Here is a 19,818-nt window from a genome sequence, read left to right as displayed (position 1 = left end):
GTCGGGGCTCAGAGGCGTTCAATGATGGTGGCGATACCCATGCCGCCGCCGACACAGAGGGTCGCCAGGCCATAGCGCTGGCGCCGGGTTTCCAACTCATCGAGCAAGGTGCCGAGGATCGCGCAGCCGGTGGCCCCCAGCGGGTGGCCCATGGCGATGGAGCCGCCGTTGACATTGACCTTGGCCGGGTCGATGGCCATGTCCTTGATGAACTTGAGCACCACCGAGGCGAAGGCTTCATTGACTTCGAACAGGTCGATGTCCTCGACCCGCAGCCCGGCCTTGGCCAGGGCCTTGCGGGTGGCCGGCGCCGGGCCGGTGAGCATGATGGTGGGGTCGGTGCTGGTGACCGCCGTGGCCACGATCCGCGCCCGGGGCTTGAGCCCCAGCTCGCGGCCCTTGGCTTCGGAGCCGATCAGCATCAGCGCCGCGCCGTCGACGATGCCCGAGCTGTTGCCGGGGGTGTGCACATGGTCGATCCGCTCCACATGGCTGTAGACCCGTAGCGCCGTGGCATCGAAGCCCATCTGCCCCATCATCTCGAAACTCGGCTTGAGCTTGCCCAGGCCCTCCAGGGTCGAATCGGCGCGAATGAACTCGTCATGGTCCAGCAGCACGATGCCGTTCTGGTCCTGCACCGGCACCAGGGATTTGGCAAAGGCCCCGCCAGCCCGGGCGCGGGCGGCCTTCTGCTGGGAGTGCAGGGCAAAGCGGTCGACGTCCTCCCGGGAGAAGCCTTCCAGGGTCGCGATCAGGTCGGCGCCAATCCCCTGGGGGGTGAAATGGCTGTGCAGGTTGGTCTCCGGGTCCAGCACCCAGGCCCCGCCGTCGCTGCCCATGGGCACCCGCGACATGGACTCGACGCCGCCAACCACCACCAGTTCCTCGAACCCGGAACGCACCTTCATCGCCCCCAGGTTGACCGCTTCCAACCCGGAAGCGCAGAAGCGATTGATCTGCACCCCGGCCACGCTTACGTCCCAATCCGCAGCCTGGACCGCGGTCTTGGCGATATCGGCGCCCTGATCACCGATGGGCGTCACACAGCCCAGGACCACGTCGTCCACCTGGCTGGTGTCCAGCTCGCAGCGCTGCTGCAGGGCCCGCAACAGGCCCGCGGTCAGGTTCACCGGTTTCACGCTGTGCAAGGCGCCATCGGCCTTGCCTTTGCCACGGGGCGTGCGTAACGCATCGAATATCAAAGCTTGGGTCATGACGTCCTCGAACCGCTGTGCAGGGGAAAATGTCGAGCTCCCACCTTAGGCGCGGCAGCGTCGGATTCAATGACCGATGCGCTCAGCCGCCTTGACGCCGACGCTCAGACGAACGGTAGGCAGCTAAGGGCTCTGCCGATGAAGGGTCGCGAGCTGTCTAGCCAGAGGGCGGCCAAGGCACGCCCGGGCCGATATATAGCCTTTTAATAAATCAGAAATATAAATTCATACGAATTGGATCTAAGCCAGAGGATTCAAGGCCCCTAAGGTAGAAACTGTAGGAAGTTCCAGACGGATTCTGCACTGGGGCAAGTAAGAAAAAGGACACATAGCCGGTTCATAGTGACTCGTAATGGAGTTCACCCACCGGCATGCATTGACGCTCAGGAATAACAACAAAAGGCATTCAGCCATGTTCAAGCATTCGAAAGTACGTCAGGCGGGGCTCATTCTTTTCGCAACCACACTGCTGTTGATCTTGCCGAATCTCACCAAAGTGATCGGCTGATCTGTGGCTGCTCAATCAACGAGACGGAAAATTGTCCCCGGTTCCTACCGGGGCACGGACTTGTGTGCCAGTCTTCCTGAGGAACACCAAGGGGAAGACTCATGCGCCATTGGATTGCACTCGCCACACTCCTGAGCGCCTTTCACGCTCACGCCGGAATCATCGACGTCAACCGCGCGGTGGACGAAATCAATGATGGGGCGTTGATCCTCGATCTGCGCAACGAGAGCGACTTTGCCGCCGGCAATGTGCACAACTCGCTGCAGGTCAATCTCGAACTGGAGGACGGCACCGGCATCAGCGCCGAGGGCCTGGCCTACCAGTTGCGCAAAGTGGTGCTGGACCCCAACGCCACCGTGGTGATCTACAGCGACACCAACCAGCACGCCCTTGAAGCCGAAGACACGCTGGTCAAGCACGGCTATTTCGGTATCGTGAACGGCGGCAACTACGAAGAACTCCGGGACGCCCTGTTCGACCATGTGTCGCGACCAGACGACGTGCTTCCCGGCGACGAACCCACTGACGACGACCCGACGGCCATCAATTGAAAGTATTCCTCCTTGGCGCTGCCCTGCTGCTGAGCAGCCCGCTGCACGCCGCGCAACTGCTGATCGACCTGGGCTCCGCCAGCTACACCTGGCAGACCGAAGAACTGCTAAGGCACCCCCAGGCCCAGACCATTACCATCAAGGACGATGTGTCCTACAAGCGCGACATGCAGTACCGTGCCGTGCCCATGGCGAGCCTGCTCAAGGGCCTGAAGGCCGAAGACCATCTTCAAGCCGTGGCCCTGGACGGCTTTGCCGCGGAGCTCAGCGCCGCGCCGCTGCTTGAACGTCAGGGCGCCCAGGCCTGGCTGGCCGTGGAGGACCCGAGCCGGCCCTGGCCTGCGCTGGCTGCCGACAAACCCAGCGCCGGGCCTTTCTATCTGGTGTGGACCGACCCTGCCGCCGGGCATATCAGCCCGGAGCAATGGCCGTTCCAGGTGGCGCGCATCCAGCGCCTGGAGCCAGTGGCGCAGCGCTTCCCGGCCCTGCTTCCGGATCCGCAGTTGGCGGCCACTGATCCAATCAACCAGGGCTTTGCCCTGTTCCAGAAAAACTGCCTGGCCTGCCACCGGCTCAACGGTGCCGGCGATTCACAATTCGGTCCGGACCTGAATATCCCCTACAGCCCCACCGAGTACTTCAGCGGCGATTTCCTCAAGCGCTATATCCGCGATCCGCAAAACATGAGGCGCTGGCCCCAGGCGAAGATGCCCGGGTTCAACAACAACGTGCTGCCGGATCAGGAGCTGGACCTGCTGCTGGGGTATCTCAGGCACATGGCGGGGCGCAAGCAGGTTCCCTGAGCCTTGCGACATCGCCTTTGCCACCTCTGGCGCCTTCGCCGGCAAGCCGGCTCCTAGCGAAAACGCGTGTTACTGCTGGAGCACCCTGGCGTGCATCTGCTCACCGGCGGCGCCCCGGCGCATGCCGCGTACCGGGCAGGCATCCAGGTAGTCCAGGCCCACCGCCAGCTTGAGGTGGCGCTCGGGCCGCGCCAGTTGGTGGGTCACATCGAAGCTGTACCAGGCACCTTCCAGCCAGGCTTCGGCCCAGGCGTGGCCAAGTAATTGCCCGCTGTCCTCGCGGTACAGATAACCGGAAACAAAGCGTGCCGGAACGCCCAGGCTACGGGCACAGGCAAGGAAGGCGTGGGTGTGGTCCTGGCAGACCCCGGCGCGCCTGGCGAAAGCCTGCGCCGCGCTGGTGGTCACGCCCGTTGCCCCAGGCGTGTAGGCCATGAGCTGGTGCAGCCCATGCATCAGGTCGATCAACCCTGTGCGATCACGCCGCCTTGCGCATTGCCGGTCGGCGAACTCGCGCAGCTGCGCATCCACCTCGGTCAGACTGGTGAAACGCAGGAACGGCAAGGGCGACTGGCATTCATGCTCGGCCTCGCGCAGCTCATCGATATCCACTTGGCCACGGGCGCCGATGATCACTGCTTCGTGGGGCTCGTCCAGGGTCAGTACGTGCAGGATGTTGCCGAAGGGGTCCCGTTGCGCACGCACCGGTCGTGGCAGATCCAGCTGCCAGCAGAGCACTTGCTGGCGCTCGCTGTCGTGGGGTGTCAGGCGCAGGTACTGGATGCTGGCGCCTACCGGATCGGCGTAGCGATAGGCGGTTTCATGGCTCACGGACAGTCTCATGCCGCCTCCAGATAAGAGCGGTGAATCGCGTTGCCCAACTGGCGCACCAGGGGGATGAAGTCGGTCAGCCAGGCGTGCAGGCCTTCGTCGAGAATCTGATCGATACCGATGTAGCGCAGGCGTGCATCCATCTGTGCCGCCAGACGCTGGGCCGGGCGCCCGTTGTCGCCGGGCAGGCTGGCGAGGATCTGGTCGATTTCCTCGGTACAGGCCCGCAGCGAGCGCGGCACGTCGGCGCGCAACAACAGCAGCTCGGCCACATGCCGGGCGCCGGGGGCCTCGCGATAGACCTCGGTGTAGGCCTCGAAGGAAGACAAGGCCCGCAGCAACGCACTCCACTGGTAATAGGCATGGGCGGTGCCGTCGCACACCGCATCGGCCTGGTCGCCGGCCATCTCGTAGCGTGCGTCCAGCAGGCGCAGGGTGTTGTCGGCGCGCTCGATGAAGGTTCCCAGGCGGATAAAGCGAAAGGCGTCGTTGCGCATGATGGTGCCGTAGGAGGCGCCACGAAACAGATGGGAGCGCTCCTTGATCCATTCGCAGAAGCGGTTCATGCCATAGGCACTGAGGCCCTGGCTGGCGATCTGGTGGATGTCCAGCCAGGTGGCATTGACGTTTTCCCACATGTCGGCGGTGATCCGCCCGCGCACGGCATGGGCGCAGGCCCGGGCCGATCCCAGGCAACTGTAGATACTGGCGGGGTTGGCCGGGTCCAGGGCGAAGAACTGCAATAGCTGCTCGGCGTGCAAGGCCTGGTGGCGGGCGTGGTAATCCTCCAGGGTGCCGGTGATCAGCAGTGGCATGGCCAGCTCGTGCAGGCCATCGCCGCGCCCGTCCTGGGGCATCAGCGACAGGGAATAGCTGACATCGAGCATCCGCGCCAGGTTTTCCGCGCGCTCCAGGTAGCGTGACATCCAGTACAGGTCCGAAGCGGTTCGACTCAACATGGCAGGCTTCCTTAGTCCTCGACCACCCAAGTGTCCTTGGTCCCGCCGCCCTGTGAGGAATTCACCACCAACGAACCTTCACGCAGGGCCACACGGGTAAGACCACCGGGCACCACACGGGTTTCACCACCAGAAAGGACAAAGGGCCGCAGATCGATATGCCGCGGGGCGATGCCGCTTTCGACAAAGGTCGGGCAGGTGGACAGCGCCAGGGTCGGTTGGGCGATGTACGCCTCGGGCCGGGCCTTGATCCGTACGCGGAACTCCTCGATCTGCGCCGCCGTGGCCGCCGGCCCCACCAGCATGCCGTAGCCGCCGGAACCCTGGGTTTCCTTGACCACCAGTTGCGCCAGGTTGGCCAGCACGTGGGACAGTTCAGCGGGCCGGCGGCACTGCCAGGTCGGCACGTTCTGCAGAATCGGCTCTTCGTCCAGGTAGAAACGGATCATCTCGGTGACATAGGGGTACACCGACTTGTCATCGGCCACCCCGGTGCCGATGGCGTTGGCCAGTACCACAGTGCCCGAGCGGTAGGCTGCCAACAGGCCGGGCACGCCGAGCAAGGAATCGGGGTTGAACGCCAGGGGGTCGAGGAAGGCATCGTCGAGGCGACGGTAGATCACATCCACGGCCTGCGGGCCGGCGGTGGTGCGCATGAACACCCGATCGTCACGCACGAACAGGTCGGCACCTTCCACCAGCTCCACCCCCATCTCCCGCGCCAGGAACGCATGCTCGAAAAATGCGCTGTTGAAGCGCCCCGGGGTCAGTACCACCACCGTCGGATTGTCCAGGGGGCTGGAGCTTTTCAGGGTATCGAGCAACAGGTTCGGGTAATGGTCGATGGGGGCGATGCGCTGGGCGGCGAACAGCTCGGGAAACAGGCGCATCATCATCTTGCGGTCTTCGAGCATGTAGCTGACGCCGCTGGGGGTGCGCAGGTTGTCCTCGAGCACGCAGTAGCGGCCGTCGCCGTCGCGTACCAGATCAACTCCGCAGACATGGGCATAGACATCCCCGTGCAGGTCCAGGCCCTGCATGGCCAGCTGGTACTGCTGATTGGCCAGGACCTGCTCGGCGGGAATGATCCCGGCGCGGATGATTCGTTGCTGGTGGTAGAGATCGGCCAGAAACAGGTTCAGCGCCCGTACCCGCTGGATGCACCCTTGTTCGATAATCCGCCATTCCCGGGCCGGGATGATGCGGGGAATGGTGTCGAAGGGAATCAGCCGCTCGGTGCCCTGCTCATCGCCGTACAGGGTGAAGGTGATGCCGGCACGGTGGAACAGCAGGTCGGCCTCACGACGGCGGCGGGCCAGGAGTTCGTCGGGGGTATTGGCCAGCCAGCGGGCGAACTCGCGGTAATGCTCGCGAACCTGGCCGTCGGCCCCATGCATTTCATCAACAGCGCTGTGGTTCATGCCGTACTCCCTGTCACCTGCACACCCGGGCTTCGCCAGCCCTGTGCCTTCGGCACAAGCGCCCCAAAATCAGTCCGTTGCAGCCCAAGGCCGATGCCCGCATAACCGATGCATGCGGACCGCCCCTGCCCGGGCCATGGCTGGCACCGGTCTTGGCTATCACCAGCATAGTCAGAGTTGATTTCACTGCCCGCTGGCCACTGGGGATAATCGCGTCCATCGAGCAAACACTTCGCCAAGCCTGATGAAGTCGCTGCTGCAACCTTGATGACACCGATGACAACCGGGTCCGGGCTCTCCCGACCGGTTCCCTCTCCTGACCGGTCTTCCCTTTTAGCCACCCTCTCGGGTGGCTTTTTTTTACCTTGTGCGTGCCCCGAAAACACAATTGGCCGGCCCAGGGGCCAGCCAATTGTCTGTCTCGGTATATCTAGCGCAGGCTATACCAGCCGTCCACGGATCTCCTGTTTCACTCCCCAGCCCTCAATGATGCCGCCCAGGGGCTCGACCACCGCCTCGAAGTCCTGTTCAAAATCCCCGATGCCGCCATAGGTGGCGTACATCACCTTGCTCAGTTCCAGGTACCATGCGCCGTCGTCACGCACGCTGACCTGGGCATTCAAGGATTCACCGCGAAAATGTCCTGCCGCCCTGCGTGCCCGCTCCTCATCCGGAAAAATGGCGTAGAACTCGATGGGATGGAATCGTGAAAAGTCGAAACCGCCTTCTTTCATGCGGCGCAGCACACTGCTGCTGATGTCTTCTTGAACGGCTGTGCTCATGAAACGTCCTCCTCAAACCGATGGATAGACTTTCCGTGTTTCCCGAACCACCGGCCAAAGGGACCGGCATCACGACCCGGGGCGGGTCGTCAGGAAACAAGCATGGAGCTGACAAGATCAGAGCCTAGCGAAGAATTCGCTGATCTCGTTTGCAGATTAGCGCCTTGCTCTGGACGTCGCCAGAAATTACTGCGAAGCGCGCTCTACCCTCTCTAGATCGGCGTGATACTGAGAATCTGAATGCTGTTCTGCTCTTTCAGGCTCTTGAGGGTGGGGTCCTCGGTGCGCCCGTCCAGATCGTTCAGGTCCAGTTCGGCACTCACTGGCAACAACTTGGCCCGCACCAGTTGTGCGGCGCGTTCCATCGTCGGTTGCTGGTCGCAGTCGAAATGCTCGACGGACTGGACACCATGATCGTCAACGAAAGTGACTTGCCACTTTTGCATCAGTGCCTCCTCGATAGCCCCATGAGTGGGCTGACAACATCTCGACCCTGAGCAACGGGCAATCGTTCCACCACGCTACCGGAACACGTCAATGACAAGGCCGCCCGAAGGCGGCCCTGGTAATGCAGGCAAAACTCAGCCGATCAAGGCTTTTCGGCGCGAGCCTTGAGTGCCTTCAGGGTGTTGAACGGCGCATCCACCACGAACTTGTTGGCCAGCCAGGACGGCACGCTGCCACCCGGCTCGGTGTGCACCTGGTAAGTCACTTCCACCTGATCGGCGCCTTTGGGTACGAACTTCCAGTAGCCCTCGACCTGGGCCACCCGCACGAAGCCTTTCTCTTCAGGGATGTAAGTGGGCACGCCCTCCAGTTTGCGGGTCAGGCTGCCGTCGGCCGCTTCGCTGGTAGTGATGTGCAATACCGAATCACGGGCAGTGACTGGCCACGGGGTATTGAACTGGGTGTAGGTCCAGCTTTGATCGCCCTCGTGCTTGAGCAGTTTCTGGGTCTTGCACTCGTGGATCCAGGAGCAGGCGCCCGCCACGTCTTCCTGCAGCGCGCGAAGCTTGGCGATGGAGGTCTTCATGGTGGTCACACCACGGTAGGCCTTGTATTTGGAGCCGGCCACTTCACTCAAGGAGACCTTGATGCCGTCTTCATCCTTGGCGGTTTGCCAGTCTTCGGCGTGGGCCGTTGCCGACAACAGCACGGTTAAACCACAGAGCACAGCCATTCGTTGCAGCGAACCCATTGTCTTATTCCTTATTGTTGAAGTTCCGTTCATTGAGAACACTCTATGCCGCGGTCACTTGTTCCCACCAGCCAATCAGGCGGATGGCTTCTTCGCGGCTTTCGCCACACACCTCGGGATCCGCCAGGAACGCCCCACACACCGCCGGCCGCTCCGGCAGGCCGAACAGCCCGCACAGGTGTTCGACAGAAAGATGCAGGCAACGTTCTCCCGCCGGCTTGCCCTGGGGCATTCCGGGAATCGGGGTGCTGATGGAAGGGGCGATGCAGCAGGCGCCACAACCTTCACGGCAGTTCATGAGGAAAAGCTCCTTGCGACAAGCAGAGTGTTGAATGACGCCCGCCAAGAGTAACCGCTAAAACAGCCGTTTAAAATTACTCAAAGAACGGATTTGACGCACAACCGTGCGTGACTGATCAGTCTCCGACAAAGTGTCGAGCCAACCCGTCACAGAAGAGGATGAAGAATTTACTGCTTGAACTCGAAATCCAGGGCCGCGCCTTCGATATCCCGACGTTCCTCGTTGCGCAGCTGCAATTGCATTTCATTGCTGAGCAAGCGGCCGTTGAGCTGGAACGGGCTGCTTTCCTTGGGCTTCTCGCCAAACATCTGCGGCAGCAGCGGCTCGCGCTTGGGTAGCGGCACACTGCCCACCGGCTGCAGGTGCTTGACCATTTCCGGCGGCAGGCTCAAGTCCACCTTGGCGCTGGGCAACGGCGTCTTGATGTCCTGATAGGCCCATTTGGACTTGGGCTTGGCGGGCGCCTTCTTGGCCGCGGGCTTGCTCTTGCTGGCACTGGCCGAAGGCTTGGCCTTGCTGGCCGGAGCCTTCTTGGCAGGGGCCGCCTTAGTGGCGTGGGCCGCCCCCGCAGCCGGCTTGTCCTGGGAGGAAGCCGCCTGGACAGGAGCCATGAAGGCGGTTCCCAACAGACAGACACTTAACCAGAGGGCAGGTAGAAAGGCTTTCATGAAAGACAGGTAGATCGACAAAAGGTCCTCTATGCTCGCTTGTTGCAGGCCCCATGACAAGCACAGGGCCACACTGATTAAAATCCGCCCGCCGCCTCCTGGCACAACTGGCTGGCAAGCATTCCCAAAGTCATCAGGGCCCGCTCGGCCTCGCGATTCCAGGGCGTACCGCAGTTGAGCCGCACACAGTGGTTGAACTGCTCGGTGTTGCTGAAGATCAGCCCCGGGGCGATGCTGATGCCCTGCTGCAAGGCTCGCACATGAAGCTCCTGGGTGTTGACCCGCCCCGGCAGGCTGACCCAGAGAATGAAGCCCCCGTTGGGCCGGGTAATCTGCGTGCCCTCAGGGAAGTACTGCTGCACCGCCAGCTGAAAGGCGCTGAGATTCTTTCGGTATTCCTGGCGGATGTACCGTAAATGCCGGTCATAACCGCCGTTTTCCAGGTAGGCCGCCACCCCCATCTGGGTCACGCTGCACGCTGAATGGGTGCTGAAGGTCTGCAGGCGCTGGATCTCCTGCTGGTACTTGCCGGCAATCATCCAGCCGATGCGCACGCCGGGAGACAGGGTCTTGGAGAAGCTCGAACAGTAGATCACCCGATCCAGGCGGTCATAGGCCTTGAGGGCCTTGGTACGCCCCACCTCGAACATCAACTCGCCATAGATATCATCCTCGACCACCTGGATATCGAAATCCGATGCCAGGCGCAGCAACTGCTTCTGCCGCTCCTCGGGCATGGTGCCGCCCAGGGGATTACTCAGGCGCGTCGTCAGCACCAAGGCCTTGATCGACCATTGGTTGGCCGCCAGTTGCAGGGCTTCCAGGCTCATGCCGGTGGACGGATCACTGGGAATCTCGATGACCTTGAGCCCCAGCAAGTCCGCCAGTTGCAGCAGGCCGTAGTAGGTCGGCGACTCCGCAGCAATCAGGTCCCCGGGCCGGGTCAGCACCCGCAATGACATCTGCAGGGCATCGACGCAGCCGTGGGTGATCACCACTTCCGACGGGTCGACCACCACCCCGGCATCGCGCATGCGAATGGCCACCTGACGCCTCAGTGGCTCGAAGCCCGGGCTGAACATGTAACTGAATGCCCGGGGGCTGTGGAACCGGGTGACCTTGGCCAACTGCTGGTGCAGCGCCCGCACTGGCAGATAGTCAACACTGGGCACTGCGGCCCCCAACGGAAACACACCTTCGCGACGGGACTCCACCAGCACCTGCTGAATGATGCTGCTGCGGGTCACCAGCCCCGGGCGCTCGACCCGGGCGATATCCGGCGTGGGCGCGGTCAGCGCCGGCGTCTGATGCACGTAGTAGCCCGACTGCGGGCGCGCGCGAATCAGCCCCTGGTCTTCGAGGTTGGCGTAGGCCTGGAGTACCGTGGCGTGGCTGACATTGAGCTGCGAGCTCATCTTGCGTACCGACGGTACGCGCTCCCCCGGCTGGTAGACACCACGGCGAATATCCTCAGCCAGTTGCTGAGCGATACGTTGATAGAGCAAGAGATTGGTCATGGCGCAGCACTCGATTTCACGGCGTTTTATTCTTGTGTGAAACAATACCGGCACAGTTTAGAAGTGTACTGGGACAGTTTCTACAATAGTCGAGGACACAGGGCAGTGAAAAGCATAACTGTAGGGTTTTTGTGAACCTCTTGGCAGGCATAAAAAAACCCGACGCGGGCAAGGCGTCGGGTTTTTCCGTGGCACTGGCGCAGCTTCAGCGAGAAGCGCCCAACTGGCCTTTTTCGTCGGAGAACACGATTTCCACCCGACGGTTCTGCGCCCTTCCCCGCTCGGATGCATTGGCCTCCACCGGGTAGTCGTCGCCATAGCCTTCGACCTGGATGCGTTTTTCATCGATGCCCAGGTCCACCAGCACATCCGCCACGGCTTGGGCGCGGTCCTTGGACAGCTGCAGATTGCTCTGGCGCTCGCCGGTGTTGTCGGTGTAACCCTCGATGCGCACCACGCGCTTGGGGTTCAACTGGAGGAACTGCACCACCTTGAGCACAGTGCGGTTCGCCGAGTTCTTCAGCTCCGCTTCGCCGGTATCGAACAGCACATCCCCCAGAGTCATCACCAGACCGCGATCGGTCTGGGTGGTGGCCAGGCTGATGATCTGTTCTTCCAGCCATTTGCCCTGCTGCTGCACGCTGAGCAACTTGGCTTCGCGCAGGGCCAGTTGCAGGCGCTGGCGCTCCAGCTCGAGCTTGGCCGCACGCTCGTTATTGAGTGCCTGTTCGGTATGCTCACGGGCGATTTCGCTGTAGCGCCGACTCAGGTAAGCGTAATGCTCCACATCGCCACCGCTGCCCCAATAGGTAGAGAGGCGATCGGCACGTGCCAGGGACTCCCCGGCACGGATCACGTCCTTGGGCGCGATACGCAGCACGTTGGAGTCTTCCTTGACCTTCTGGAAGTCGTTACTGGCCTGCTGCAGGGCTTCTTCGCTGTGCTGGCCAGCGCAGCCATAGAGACCGGCGCATGCCAGGAGCACTGCACTGCCGATGATCCGGGTAGACAGATTCATTGGGCATCTCCCAGTTGCTTGCGCAGGCGAGTGATGCGGGTATTGAGTGCATTCACCTGTTCCTGGCTCTTGCGGGTCAGGACCTTGGCTTCGGCCAGGCGCGCATCCAGTTCGGCCTGTTCGGCGCGCATCCGCGCTTTCTTGTAGGACTCATCCTGCATGTTGCCCTGCGCCCGGGAGAACTTGTCTTCGGCCAGTTTCAACTCGGGCATGTCCTCGGCAGAAGCCCCCACGGCCTTGGCCTGCTCCAGCGTCTGCGCGGTGAGGCGCATCTGCTCGATGGGCGCCGGATCGGTTGCACAACCCGCCAGGGCGAGAACAGCCATGGCGGCGAAAAGAGGTCGAATAGTCACACAAGATTCCTACTGTTTTGGGCTGCTGACGGGTTGCTGCAACTGGGCCTTCCAGCGCTCCAGATTGCGCTGCAGCAAGGTCTCCGTCAGACCGGACGCGGGCAATTCTGTCATCTTTTTGGCCAACTGTCCGCGCAACCATGGGTCATTGCAGGCGGAGTTATGGGACAGCGCAAGGAACAGCCCCGGTTTGTCGATGGGCTGGGGAAACGCCGCCAGATCCGCCGTCATGCCCAGGGTCTGGGCCATGGCCATGCCTGCGTAGCGAGGCGCCAGCACATAATCCACCTCCCCCAGGAGCAAGGTCTGGAAGACCTGGGTCAGATTCGGCAGGCGCTTGAGTTGCAGATGCTCCTTGGCCATGGCGACAAAGGGCTGAGTCAGTCGGGCCTTTTCCGACATGGCGCCGGGATGGCCTGCCAGGTCTCCCGGCTGGGTGTAGCTGAGGGTCGAATCCTTGCGGGTCCAGACCAGATAGTCGTTCTGCACCAGCGCCGGGTGGATGTAGTCCAGCGATTCCAGCTCATTGAGGGTCAGCGGTGCATCGGCGAGCAGGTCCATGCGCCCGGTGCGTACCTCGTCCAGCGCCTCGGAGCGCTTGCCGGCATACAGCACCTCGACCTTCAGCCCCAGCTCCCCGGCCACCTGCTGCAGCAGGTCGGCGCTGGCACCCATCAGGTGCTTGGGGTCCTGAGGGTCACGCCACAGGTAAGGCGGTGCATCGGGGCTGCCAGTGACCACCAGACGCTCGCACTTGCCCGCCGCCATCGACAACGATGGCAACAACGTCAGGCCCAACAGCACTGGCCAGCCACTCATGCGGCGCAGATCCATGGCGAAACCCTCCCCCGGCAAAAAACACACATAAAAAAACCCGGCCAAAAGGCCGGGCTCTTTATAAGTGAAGACGCCGGATTAGACCAGCTTCTCCAACTCAGGTACGGCTTCGAACAAGTCCGCTACCAGGCCGTAGTCGGCTACCTGGAAGATTGGCGCTTCTTCGTCCTTGTTGATCGCGACGATCACTTTGGAGTCCTTCATGCCCGCCAGGTGCTGGATCGCGCCGGAGATACCGACGGCGATGTACAGCTGTGGCGCAACGATCTTGCCGGTCTGGCCGACCTGCATGTCGTTGGGCACAAAACCTGCGTCCACCGCAGCGCGGGACGCGCCGACAGCAGCGCCCAGCTTGTCGGCCAGGGCATACAGGTGCTTGAAGTTGTCGCCGTTCTGCATGCCGCGGCCGCCGGAAACGACGATCTTGGCTGCGGTCAGTTCAGGGCGATCGGACTTGGCCAGCTCTTCGCCAACGAAGCTCGACTTGCCGGCATCGTGAGCGGCGCCGACGGTTTCGACTGCAGCCGAACCACCTTCAGCGGCAACAGCGTCGAAACCGGTGGCACGTACGGTGATGACTTTTACGGCAGCCGAGGACTGCACGGTAGCGATGGCGTTACCGGCATAGATCGGACGCTTGAAGGTATCAGCGCTTTCTACCGAGATGATTTCGGAGATCTGGTCGACGTCCAGCTGAGCGGCAACCCGCGGCAGGATGTTTTTGCCGTTGGAAGTAGCGGCAGCCAGGATGTGGCTGTAGCCAGCGCCCAGTTCGGCCACCAGCGGCGCAACGTTTTCCGGCAGTTGGTGAGCGTAGGCGGCGTTGTCGGCCACCAGCACTTTGGCCACGCCAGCGATCTTGGCCGCGGCTTCAGCCACGGCGCCAACGCCCTGGCCGGCTACCAATACATGCACGTCACCACCGATTTTGGCGGCGGCGGCAACGGTGTTCAGGGTGGCCGGAGCCAGCGCCTTGTTATCGTGTTCGGCGATTACCAAGATAGTCATGATCAGATTACCTTCGCTTCGTTTTTCAGTTTCTCGACCAGTTCAGCCACCGACTTGACCTTGATGCCCGCGCTGCGTGCAGCCGGCGCTTCGACTTTCAGGGTCTTGTTGGTGGAGGCGGTGGAAACGCCCAAAGCATCAGGAGTCAGCGTTTCAAGCGGCTTCTTCTTGGCTTTCATGATGTTTGGCAGAGACGCGTAGCGCGGCTCGTTCAAACGCAGGTCGGTGGTGACGATGGCTGGCAGGTTCAGCGCAACGGTCTGCAGGCCGCCGTCGATTTCACGGGTGACGTTGACCTTGTCGCCGGACACTTCGACCTTGGAGGCGAAGGTGCCTTGAGCGTAGCCGCTCAGGGCTGCCAGCATCTGGCCGGTCTGGTTATTGTCGCTATCGATGGCCTGTTTGCCGAGGATCACCAGCTGTGGCTGTTCCTTGTCGACCACGGCCTTGAGCAGCTTGGCCACGGCCAGGGAGTTCAACTCTTCAGCGGACTCGACGAGGATCGCGCGATCGGCACCCAGTGCCAGGGCGGTACGCAGTTGCTCTTGAGCAGTAGCAGGACCGATGGAGACGACGACGATTTCAGTCGCTACACCTTTCTCTTTCAGGCGTACGGCTTCTTCCACTGCGATTTCGCAGAAAGGGTTCATCGACATCTTGACGTTGGCGAGGTCGACGCCGGAGTTGTCCGCTTTGACGCGAACCTTGACGTTATAGTCGACCACTCGTTTGACAGCTACAAGAACCTTCATGGATTCCTCGTTACTCTCCGGTGAAAAGAAAGTCGCCTAGGCGAGAACCTGGCGGTTGATGCTCATCGGCACAAGGGCACCTCCAAAAACGCTGGCGCACAAAAAGGTTGACCTTGCTCACGGGGTGATGACCGTTCGTCAGTGGTGACCGACGAGTCATTCATTATCGCGGCGTGTAGACTGCGCACTTTCAAGCTGCGCGCGCGTCACCTTTACTGCCTTTGCCCTGTCTTTAGAGGTGCTCTTGAAACCAACAGTCAGCCTACGGCGAGCGCAAAACCGACCGTATCTTGACCGGAACGCCTTTTCCGGTCAATACGGCAAAATAGCCGTTTATAAGCCGCGCTTCTTTGATTTATCTGGGCTGCGGCAAATTCAAACAAACGTTTGTATTGGACGCTGAGAGTGGTGTAGATATAATGCGCCGCCCAGAGAGAAAGGTCGGCCGTCCTCCCCTTCTCCCCCCCATGCGCGATGGGAGAAAGCGGGGATGCAACGCCAAACCTCCAATTAGAAAAAACCGTTGAGCCTTGAGTAGGAGATAGCCTAGTGGAACGCGAATACATGGAATTCGACGTGGTCATCGTCGGTGCCGGCCCCGCAGGCTTGTCCGCCGCTTGCCGCCTTAAGCAGAAGGCCGCTGAAGCCGGGAAGGAAATCAGCGTCTGCGTGGTTGAAAAAGGCTCCGAAGTCGGTGCTCACATCCTTTCCGGTGCCGTGTTCGAACCACGGGCCCTGAATGAATTGTTCCCGGACTGGAAGGAACTGGGCGCCCCGCTCAACACCCCGGTCACCCGCGACGACATCTATGTCCTGCGCAGCGGCGAAACCTCCACCAAGGTTCCAGACTTCTTTGTGCCCAAGACCATGCACAACGAAGGCAACTACATCATTTCCCTGGGCAATCTGTGCCGCTGGCTGGCCCAGCAGGCCGAGAACCTGGGCGTGGAAATCTACCCGGGCTTTGCCGCCCAGGAAGCCCTGATCGACGAAAACGGCGTAGTCCGCGGGATTCTTACCGGCGACATGGGTGTCGACCGTGAAGGCCAGCCGAAAGAGGGCATGTACACCCCCGGCATGGAACTGCGCGGCAAATACACCCTGTTCGCCGAAGGCTGCCGTGGCCATATCGGCAAGCAACTGATCAAGCAGTTCAACCTGGACAGCGACGCCGACGCCCAGCACTACGGCATCGGCCTCAAGGAAATCTGGGAAATCGACCCGGCCAAGCACCAGCCTGGCCTGGTGGTGCACACCGCCGGCTGGCCGCTGGATATCATGAGCAACGAGAACACTGGCGGCTCCTTCCTCTATCACCTGGAAAACAACCAGGTAGTAGTGGGCCTGATCGTCGACCTGTCCTACGCCAACACTTACCTGTCGCCGTTCGACGAGTTCCAGCGCCTCAAGCATCACCCGGTGCTCAAGCAGTACCTGGAAGGCGGCAAGCGCGTCAGCTACGGCGCTCGCGCCATCTGCAAGGGCGGCCTGAACTCGCTGCCGAAGATGGTGTTCAAGGGTGGCGCGCTGATCGGCTGCGACCTGGGCACCCTGAACTTCGCCAAGATCAAGGGCAGCCACACCGCCATGAAGTCCGGCATGCTGGCCGCCGATGCGGTAGCCGACTCGCTGTTCGCCGGTTCCGAAGGCGCCGACGAACTCAAGAGCTACGTCGATTCGTTCAAGGCCAGCTGGCTGTATGAGGAGCTGTTCGCCAGCCGCAACTTCGGCCCGGCCATGCACAAGTTCGGCCCGATCATCGGCGCGGGCTTCAACTGGATGGACCAGAATATCTTCGGCGGCAAACTGCCGTTCACCCTGCACGACACCAAGCCGGACTACGCCTGCCTGAAGCTGGCCAAGGACTGCGTGAAGATCGACTATCCGAAACCCGACGGCAAACTCAGCTTCGACAAGTTGAGCTCGGTGTTCATCTCCGGCACCAACCATGAAGAAGAACAGCCTTGCCACCTGAAGCTGACCGACCCGAGCATCCCGCTGAGCCGCAACCTGCCGCTGTACGACGAACCTGCCCAGCGTTACTGCCCGGCCGGCGTGTATGAGGTGATCACCCAGGAAGATGGCGAGAAGCGCTTCCAGATCAACGCGCAGAACTGCGTGCACTGCAAGACTTGCGACATCAAGGACCCGGCCCAGAACATTACCTGGGTCACTCCGGAAGGCGCCGGCGGCCCGACTTACCCGAACATGTAAGCCGGTGCGATAAAAGAAGGCCCCCTTTATGGGGGCCTTTTTCATGCCCGGGATTCAGCGACACCGCCACCTGTAGGAGCCGGCTTGCCGGCGAAGAGCCGCCCAAGCCTTGCTCCGGCCCAAGGGCGCATTCGCTGGCAAGCCAGCTCCTACAAGGGGGGAGATGTTTTCAAGCGGCGCGTTCTTCGCCCGGGTTGCGTTCGAAGTAGCGCTTGTACTCGCGGCTGAACTGCGAAGTGCTTTGATACCCCACCCGATGAGCCACCTGGGCCACGCCCAGCCCCTCTCCCAGCAGCAACTGCTGGGCCTTGAGCAGGCGCAGGCGCTTGAGGTACTGCACCGGCGACAGCAGAGTGCTGCGCTTGAAATGCTCGTGGAAGGTCGAGGTGCTCATGTTGGCGCAGCGGGCCAGGGTCTCGACGTTCAACGGCTCGGTGTAGTGCTCGTGCAGGTGATTGAGCGAAGCCGCAACCCGGGCGAACTGCCCCTGCTGCTCCACCAGCGCCCGCAGCGCATCGGCCTGGGGCCCGCGCAAAGCGGCAAAGAGCAACTCGCGCACCCGTGAAGGGCCCATGACCTTGCACTCCAGAGGATCGTGCAGGCAGCGCAACAGGCGTTCCACGCAACCACGCATGGCGTCGTCGAGCACAGCCGAGGTCATCGACTCCAGGGTCTGCGCCGAAGCCGCCCGGCCTTCGGTGACGCCCATGGCCAGCACCAGCTCGCTCAATACCGCCCGGTCGATGGCGATGGAAACCCCCAGCAGCGGCGCATCGGGCAAGGCGAAGGTTTCGCACTCGAAGGGCACCGACAGGGCCTGGATCAGGTAATGCCCGGCACCGTATTCCAGGGTTCGCGTGCCCAGGTAGGCCAGCTTGCTGCCCTGGGCAATGATCATCAGGCTCGGCTCATAGATCTGTGGGCCCCGCGCCACGTCGCAACTGGCCCGCAGCACCTGGACCCCGGGCAAGGCGGTGGCAACGAAACCGTCACGGCTGGCAAGGGGCTGGATCAGCGAGACCAGGGTGGCGTTGGCGTCCAGATGGCGGGTCAGCAGCATGGGGAAAACTTCACGGAAAAAGGGACGAAAACATCATCGCAGGTCTGTACGCCAATGCCGCGTGAAAACCGCCAATGCCGGAGGAATAGGCATGACATGCCGAGGAATCGCCATGGTTGGCCCAGGGCCCGACGCCGAGAATGCCACGCCTCAATTGTCAATGCTTTTGCGAGGTCCACCATGTACACCGCCATCGGTTATGCCGCCCAATCGGCCACCACTCCCCTCGCCCCCATGAGCTTCGAGCGCCGCAGTCCGCGTGCGGACGACGTCGCCATCGAGATCCTCTACTGCGGCGTCTGCCACTCCGATATCCACCAGGCCCGCAACGAATGGGGCATCGCCGTGTACCCGCTGATGCCGGGCCACGAGATCGTCGGCAAGGTCACAGCCGTCGGCGCCAACGTCAGCAAGCACAAGGTCGGCGACCTGGTGGGCGTCGGTTGCATGGTGGATTCCTGCCGCCACTGCGAGGCCTGCGCCGCCGACCTGGAGCAATACTGCCTGCAAGGCCCGACCATGACCTACGCCACCCCGGACCGGGTCGATGGCAGCAACACCATGGGCGGCTACTCCGACAGCATCGTGGTCAGCGAGCACTTTGTGGTGCGCATTCCGGAGAAACTCGACTTGGCCAGCGCTGCGCCAATCCTCTGCGCCGGCATCACCACCTACTCGCCACTCAAGCATTACGGGGTCAAGCCCGGTGACAAGGTGGGGATTCTCGGCATGGGCGGCCTGGGCCACATGGGCATCAAGTTCGCCAAGGCCCTGGGCGCCGAAGTGACCCTGTTCACCCGCTCCGCGAGCAAGGCCGAAGAAGCCCGCCGCCAGGGTGCCGACCATGTGATCGTATCCACCGACGTGGCGCAGATGCAGTCGGTGGCCGGGCACTTCGACTTTCTCCTGGACACCATCCCGGTGCCCCACGACCTCAACCCCTACCTCGACACCCTGCGCTTCGATGGGGTGCATATCCTGGTGGGCCTGATCGAACCGGTGGACCCGGCGCTGCACGCCGGCAAGCTGGTGATGAGCCGCCGGGTGCTGGCCGGCTCGCTGATCGGCGGCATTGCCGAGACCCAGGAAGTGCTGGACTTCTGCGCCGAGCACGGCATCACCTGCGATATCGAAATGCTCGACATCCGCCAGATCAATCAAGCCTACGAGCGCATGATCAAGGGTGATGTGAAGTACCGCTTCGTGATCGACATGGCGACCTTGAAAGGCTGATTCTCGACACCGTCAAAGCATGGCTGGTCGCCGGGGGCGCCGATGGCGTGCGCCTTCGCCGGCACGCCGGCTCCTCCACGAGCAAGCTGGCGTCAGCCGCGAGCAAAGGCGCGCAGCACTTCGCCATCCATGCGGTACTTGACCCATTCCTCCTGAGGCTGGGCGCCCAGGGACTTGTAGAACTGGATCGCCGGCTCGTTCCACTCCAGCACGCTCCATTCGAAGCGCCCGCAATCATTGTCACAGGCGATCTGCGCCAGATGCCGCAGCAGTTGCTTGCCCGCCCCGCCGCCCCGTTGTTCCGGAGTGATGTAAAGGTCCTCCAGGTACAGGCAGTTGCTGCCCAGCCAAGTGGAATAACTGAAGAAGAACACCGCAAAGCCGATCGGCACGCCTTCGCGCAGGCAGATCAGGCCATGGGCCGTGGCCCCCTCGCTGAACAGGCTGCGTTCGATATCGGCGACGCTGGCGATCACTTCATGGCGGGCCCGCTCGTAATCGGCAAGTTCGGTGATGAACGCAAGAATCTGCGGGGCATCGCTGGGCAGTGCAGGACGGATTTCTACGGTCATCGACGGCTCTCTTGTTGG

At 62.0% G+C, this 19,818-nt stretch carries 21 protein-coding genes; 4 read left to right on the top strand and 17 right to left on the bottom strand.

Annotated features, from left to right (window positions below; genetic code table 11):
* Positions 1 to 8: 8 nt before the first annotated feature.
* The gene (locus tag PFLCHA0_RS09340; protein WP_015634728.1) at positions 9 to 1,214 is read right to left on the bottom strand and encodes an acetyl-CoA C-acetyltransferase; all 1,206 of its coding nucleotides are present in this window, start codon (positions 1,212 to 1,214) and stop codon (positions 9 to 11) included.
* A gap of 609 nt (positions 1,215 to 1,823) precedes the next feature.
* On the opposite strand from PFLCHA0_RS09340, the gene PFLCHA0_RS09335 reads away from it, so the two are divergent.
* Both PFLCHA0_RS09335 and PFLCHA0_RS09330 read left to right on the top strand, forming a co-directional pair.
* Positions 1,824 to 2,273 (top strand): rhodanese-like domain-containing protein, encoded by a 450-nt coding sequence (locus PFLCHA0_RS09335; RefSeq protein WP_011060155.1) that lies wholly within the window; start codon positions 1,824 to 1,826, stop codon positions 2,271 to 2,273.
* Positions 2,270 to 3,076, top strand: a complete 807-nt coding sequence (locus tag PFLCHA0_RS09330; protein WP_015634726.1) for a c-type cytochrome — start codon at positions 2,270 to 2,272, stop codon at positions 3,074 to 3,076. Before PFLCHA0_RS09335 ends, PFLCHA0_RS09330 begins: the two co-directional genes overlap by 4 nt.
* 69 nt (positions 3,077 to 3,145) lie before the next feature.
* On the opposite strand, the gene PFLCHA0_RS09325 is transcribed toward PFLCHA0_RS09330, so the two are convergent.
* The 14 genes from PFLCHA0_RS09325 to PFLCHA0_RS09260 form a co-directional block, all read right to left on the bottom strand.
* A complete protein-coding gene (locus tag PFLCHA0_RS09325) occupies positions 3,146 to 3,919 on the bottom strand; it encodes a transglutaminase family protein (RefSeq protein WP_015634725.1) in 774 nt (257 codons plus the stop codon).
* A complete protein-coding gene (locus tag PFLCHA0_RS09320; RefSeq protein ID WP_011060152.1) occupies positions 3,916 to 4,866 on the bottom strand; it encodes an alpha-E domain-containing protein in 951 nt (316 codons plus the stop codon). Before PFLCHA0_RS09320 ends, PFLCHA0_RS09325 begins: the two co-directional genes overlap by 4 nt.
* A gap of 11 nt (positions 4,867 to 4,877) precedes the next feature.
* On the bottom strand, positions 4,878 to 6,287 hold the full coding sequence (locus PFLCHA0_RS09315; RefSeq protein WP_011060151.1) for a circularly permuted type 2 ATP-grasp protein: 1,410 nt from the start codon (positions 6,285 to 6,287) through the stop codon (positions 4,878 to 4,880).
* A gap of 440 nt (positions 6,288 to 6,727) precedes the next feature.
* Positions 6,728 to 7,069, bottom strand: coding sequence for a ribonuclease E inhibitor RraB (locus tag PFLCHA0_RS09310; RefSeq protein ID WP_011060150.1), 342 nt, complete (start codon positions 7,067 to 7,069; stop codon positions 6,728 to 6,730).
* Between the two features lie 212 nt (positions 7,070 to 7,281).
* Positions 7,282 to 7,515, bottom strand: a complete 234-nt coding sequence (locus PFLCHA0_RS09305; RefSeq protein ID WP_015634724.1) for a hypothetical protein — start codon at positions 7,513 to 7,515, stop codon at positions 7,282 to 7,284.
* 143 nt (positions 7,516 to 7,658) lie between these two features.
* Positions 7,659 to 8,267: an START domain-containing protein gene (locus PFLCHA0_RS09300; RefSeq protein ID WP_011060148.1), complete on the bottom strand. Its 609-nt coding sequence runs from the start codon at positions 8,265 to 8,267 to the stop codon at positions 7,659 to 7,661.
* Between the two features lie 43 nt (positions 8,268 to 8,310).
* Complete coding sequence (locus PFLCHA0_RS09295; RefSeq protein WP_011060147.1) at positions 8,311 to 8,565, bottom strand: YkgJ family cysteine cluster protein; 255 nt, start codon at positions 8,563 to 8,565, stop codon at positions 8,311 to 8,313.
* Positions 8,566 to 8,735: 170 nt separating this feature from the next.
* The gene (locus tag PFLCHA0_RS09290; RefSeq protein ID WP_041752731.1) at positions 8,736 to 9,236 is read right to left on the bottom strand and encodes a hypothetical protein; all 501 of its coding nucleotides are present in this window, start codon (positions 9,234 to 9,236) and stop codon (positions 8,736 to 8,738) included.
* Positions 9,237 to 9,313: 77 nt separating this feature from the next.
* Positions 9,314 to 10,753, bottom strand: coding sequence for an aminotransferase-like domain-containing protein (locus PFLCHA0_RS09285; protein ID WP_011060145.1), 1,440 nt, complete (start codon positions 10,751 to 10,753; stop codon positions 9,314 to 9,316).
* 205 nt (positions 10,754 to 10,958) lie between these two features.
* The gene (locus PFLCHA0_RS09280) at positions 10,959 to 11,771 is read right to left on the bottom strand and encodes an OmpA family protein (RefSeq protein ID WP_011060144.1); all 813 of its coding nucleotides are present in this window, start codon (positions 11,769 to 11,771) and stop codon (positions 10,959 to 10,961) included.
* A complete protein-coding gene (locus PFLCHA0_RS09275) occupies positions 11,768 to 12,124 on the bottom strand; it encodes a DUF4398 domain-containing protein (protein ID WP_011060143.1) in 357 nt (118 codons plus the stop codon). Before PFLCHA0_RS09275 ends, PFLCHA0_RS09280 begins: the two co-directional genes overlap by 4 nt.
* Before the next feature lie 9 nt (positions 12,125 to 12,133).
* A complete protein-coding gene (locus PFLCHA0_RS09270; RefSeq protein ID WP_015634721.1) occupies positions 12,134 to 12,958 on the bottom strand; it encodes a substrate-binding periplasmic protein in 825 nt (274 codons plus the stop codon).
* A gap of 81 nt (positions 12,959 to 13,039) precedes the next feature.
* The gene (locus tag PFLCHA0_RS09265) at positions 13,040 to 13,969 is read right to left on the bottom strand and encodes an electron transfer flavoprotein subunit alpha/FixB family protein (RefSeq protein ID WP_011060141.1); all 930 of its coding nucleotides are present in this window, start codon (positions 13,967 to 13,969) and stop codon (positions 13,040 to 13,042) included.
* Positions 13,970 to 13,971: 2 nt separating this feature from the next.
* The gene (locus tag PFLCHA0_RS09260) at positions 13,972 to 14,721 is read right to left on the bottom strand and encodes an electron transfer flavoprotein subunit beta/FixA family protein (RefSeq protein WP_015634720.1); all 750 of its coding nucleotides are present in this window, start codon (positions 14,719 to 14,721) and stop codon (positions 13,972 to 13,974) included.
* A 549-nt stretch (positions 14,722 to 15,270) separates the two neighbouring features.
* Here PFLCHA0_RS09260 and PFLCHA0_RS09255 point away from each other — a divergent pair.
* Positions 15,271 to 16,935: an electron transfer flavoprotein-ubiquinone oxidoreductase gene (locus PFLCHA0_RS09255; RefSeq protein ID WP_011060139.1), complete on the top strand. Its 1,665-nt coding sequence runs from the start codon at positions 15,271 to 15,273 to the stop codon at positions 16,933 to 16,935.
* 169 nt (positions 16,936 to 17,104) lie between these two features.
* Here the strand turns inward: PFLCHA0_RS09255 and PFLCHA0_RS09250 are convergent, their stop codons facing one another.
* On the bottom strand, positions 17,105 to 17,995 hold the full coding sequence (locus PFLCHA0_RS09250) for an AraC family transcriptional regulator (RefSeq protein ID WP_011060138.1): 891 nt from the start codon (positions 17,993 to 17,995) through the stop codon (positions 17,105 to 17,107).
* 180 nt (positions 17,996 to 18,175) lie between these two features.
* Between PFLCHA0_RS09250 and PFLCHA0_RS09245 the strand changes: the two genes are divergently transcribed.
* Positions 18,176 to 19,228 (top strand): NAD(P)-dependent alcohol dehydrogenase, encoded by a 1,053-nt coding sequence (locus PFLCHA0_RS09245; protein ID WP_041752034.1) that lies wholly within the window; start codon positions 18,176 to 18,178, stop codon positions 19,226 to 19,228.
* A 92-nt stretch (positions 19,229 to 19,320) separates the two neighbouring features.
* On the opposite strand, the gene PFLCHA0_RS09240 is transcribed toward PFLCHA0_RS09245, so the two are convergent.
* Positions 19,321 to 19,800, bottom strand: coding sequence for a GNAT family N-acetyltransferase (locus PFLCHA0_RS09240; RefSeq protein WP_011060136.1), 480 nt, complete (start codon positions 19,798 to 19,800; stop codon positions 19,321 to 19,323).
* Between the last annotated feature and the right edge of the window lie 18 nt (positions 19,801 to 19,818).

Source organism: Pseudomonas protegens CHA0 (assembly GCF_000397205.1).
GTDB lineage: Bacteria > Pseudomonadota > Gammaproteobacteria > Pseudomonadales > Pseudomonadaceae > Aquipseudomonas > Aquipseudomonas protegens.
The sequence above is the reverse complement of the archived record's forward strand: the minus strand, read 5'-3'. Positions and strand labels throughout refer to the sequence as shown.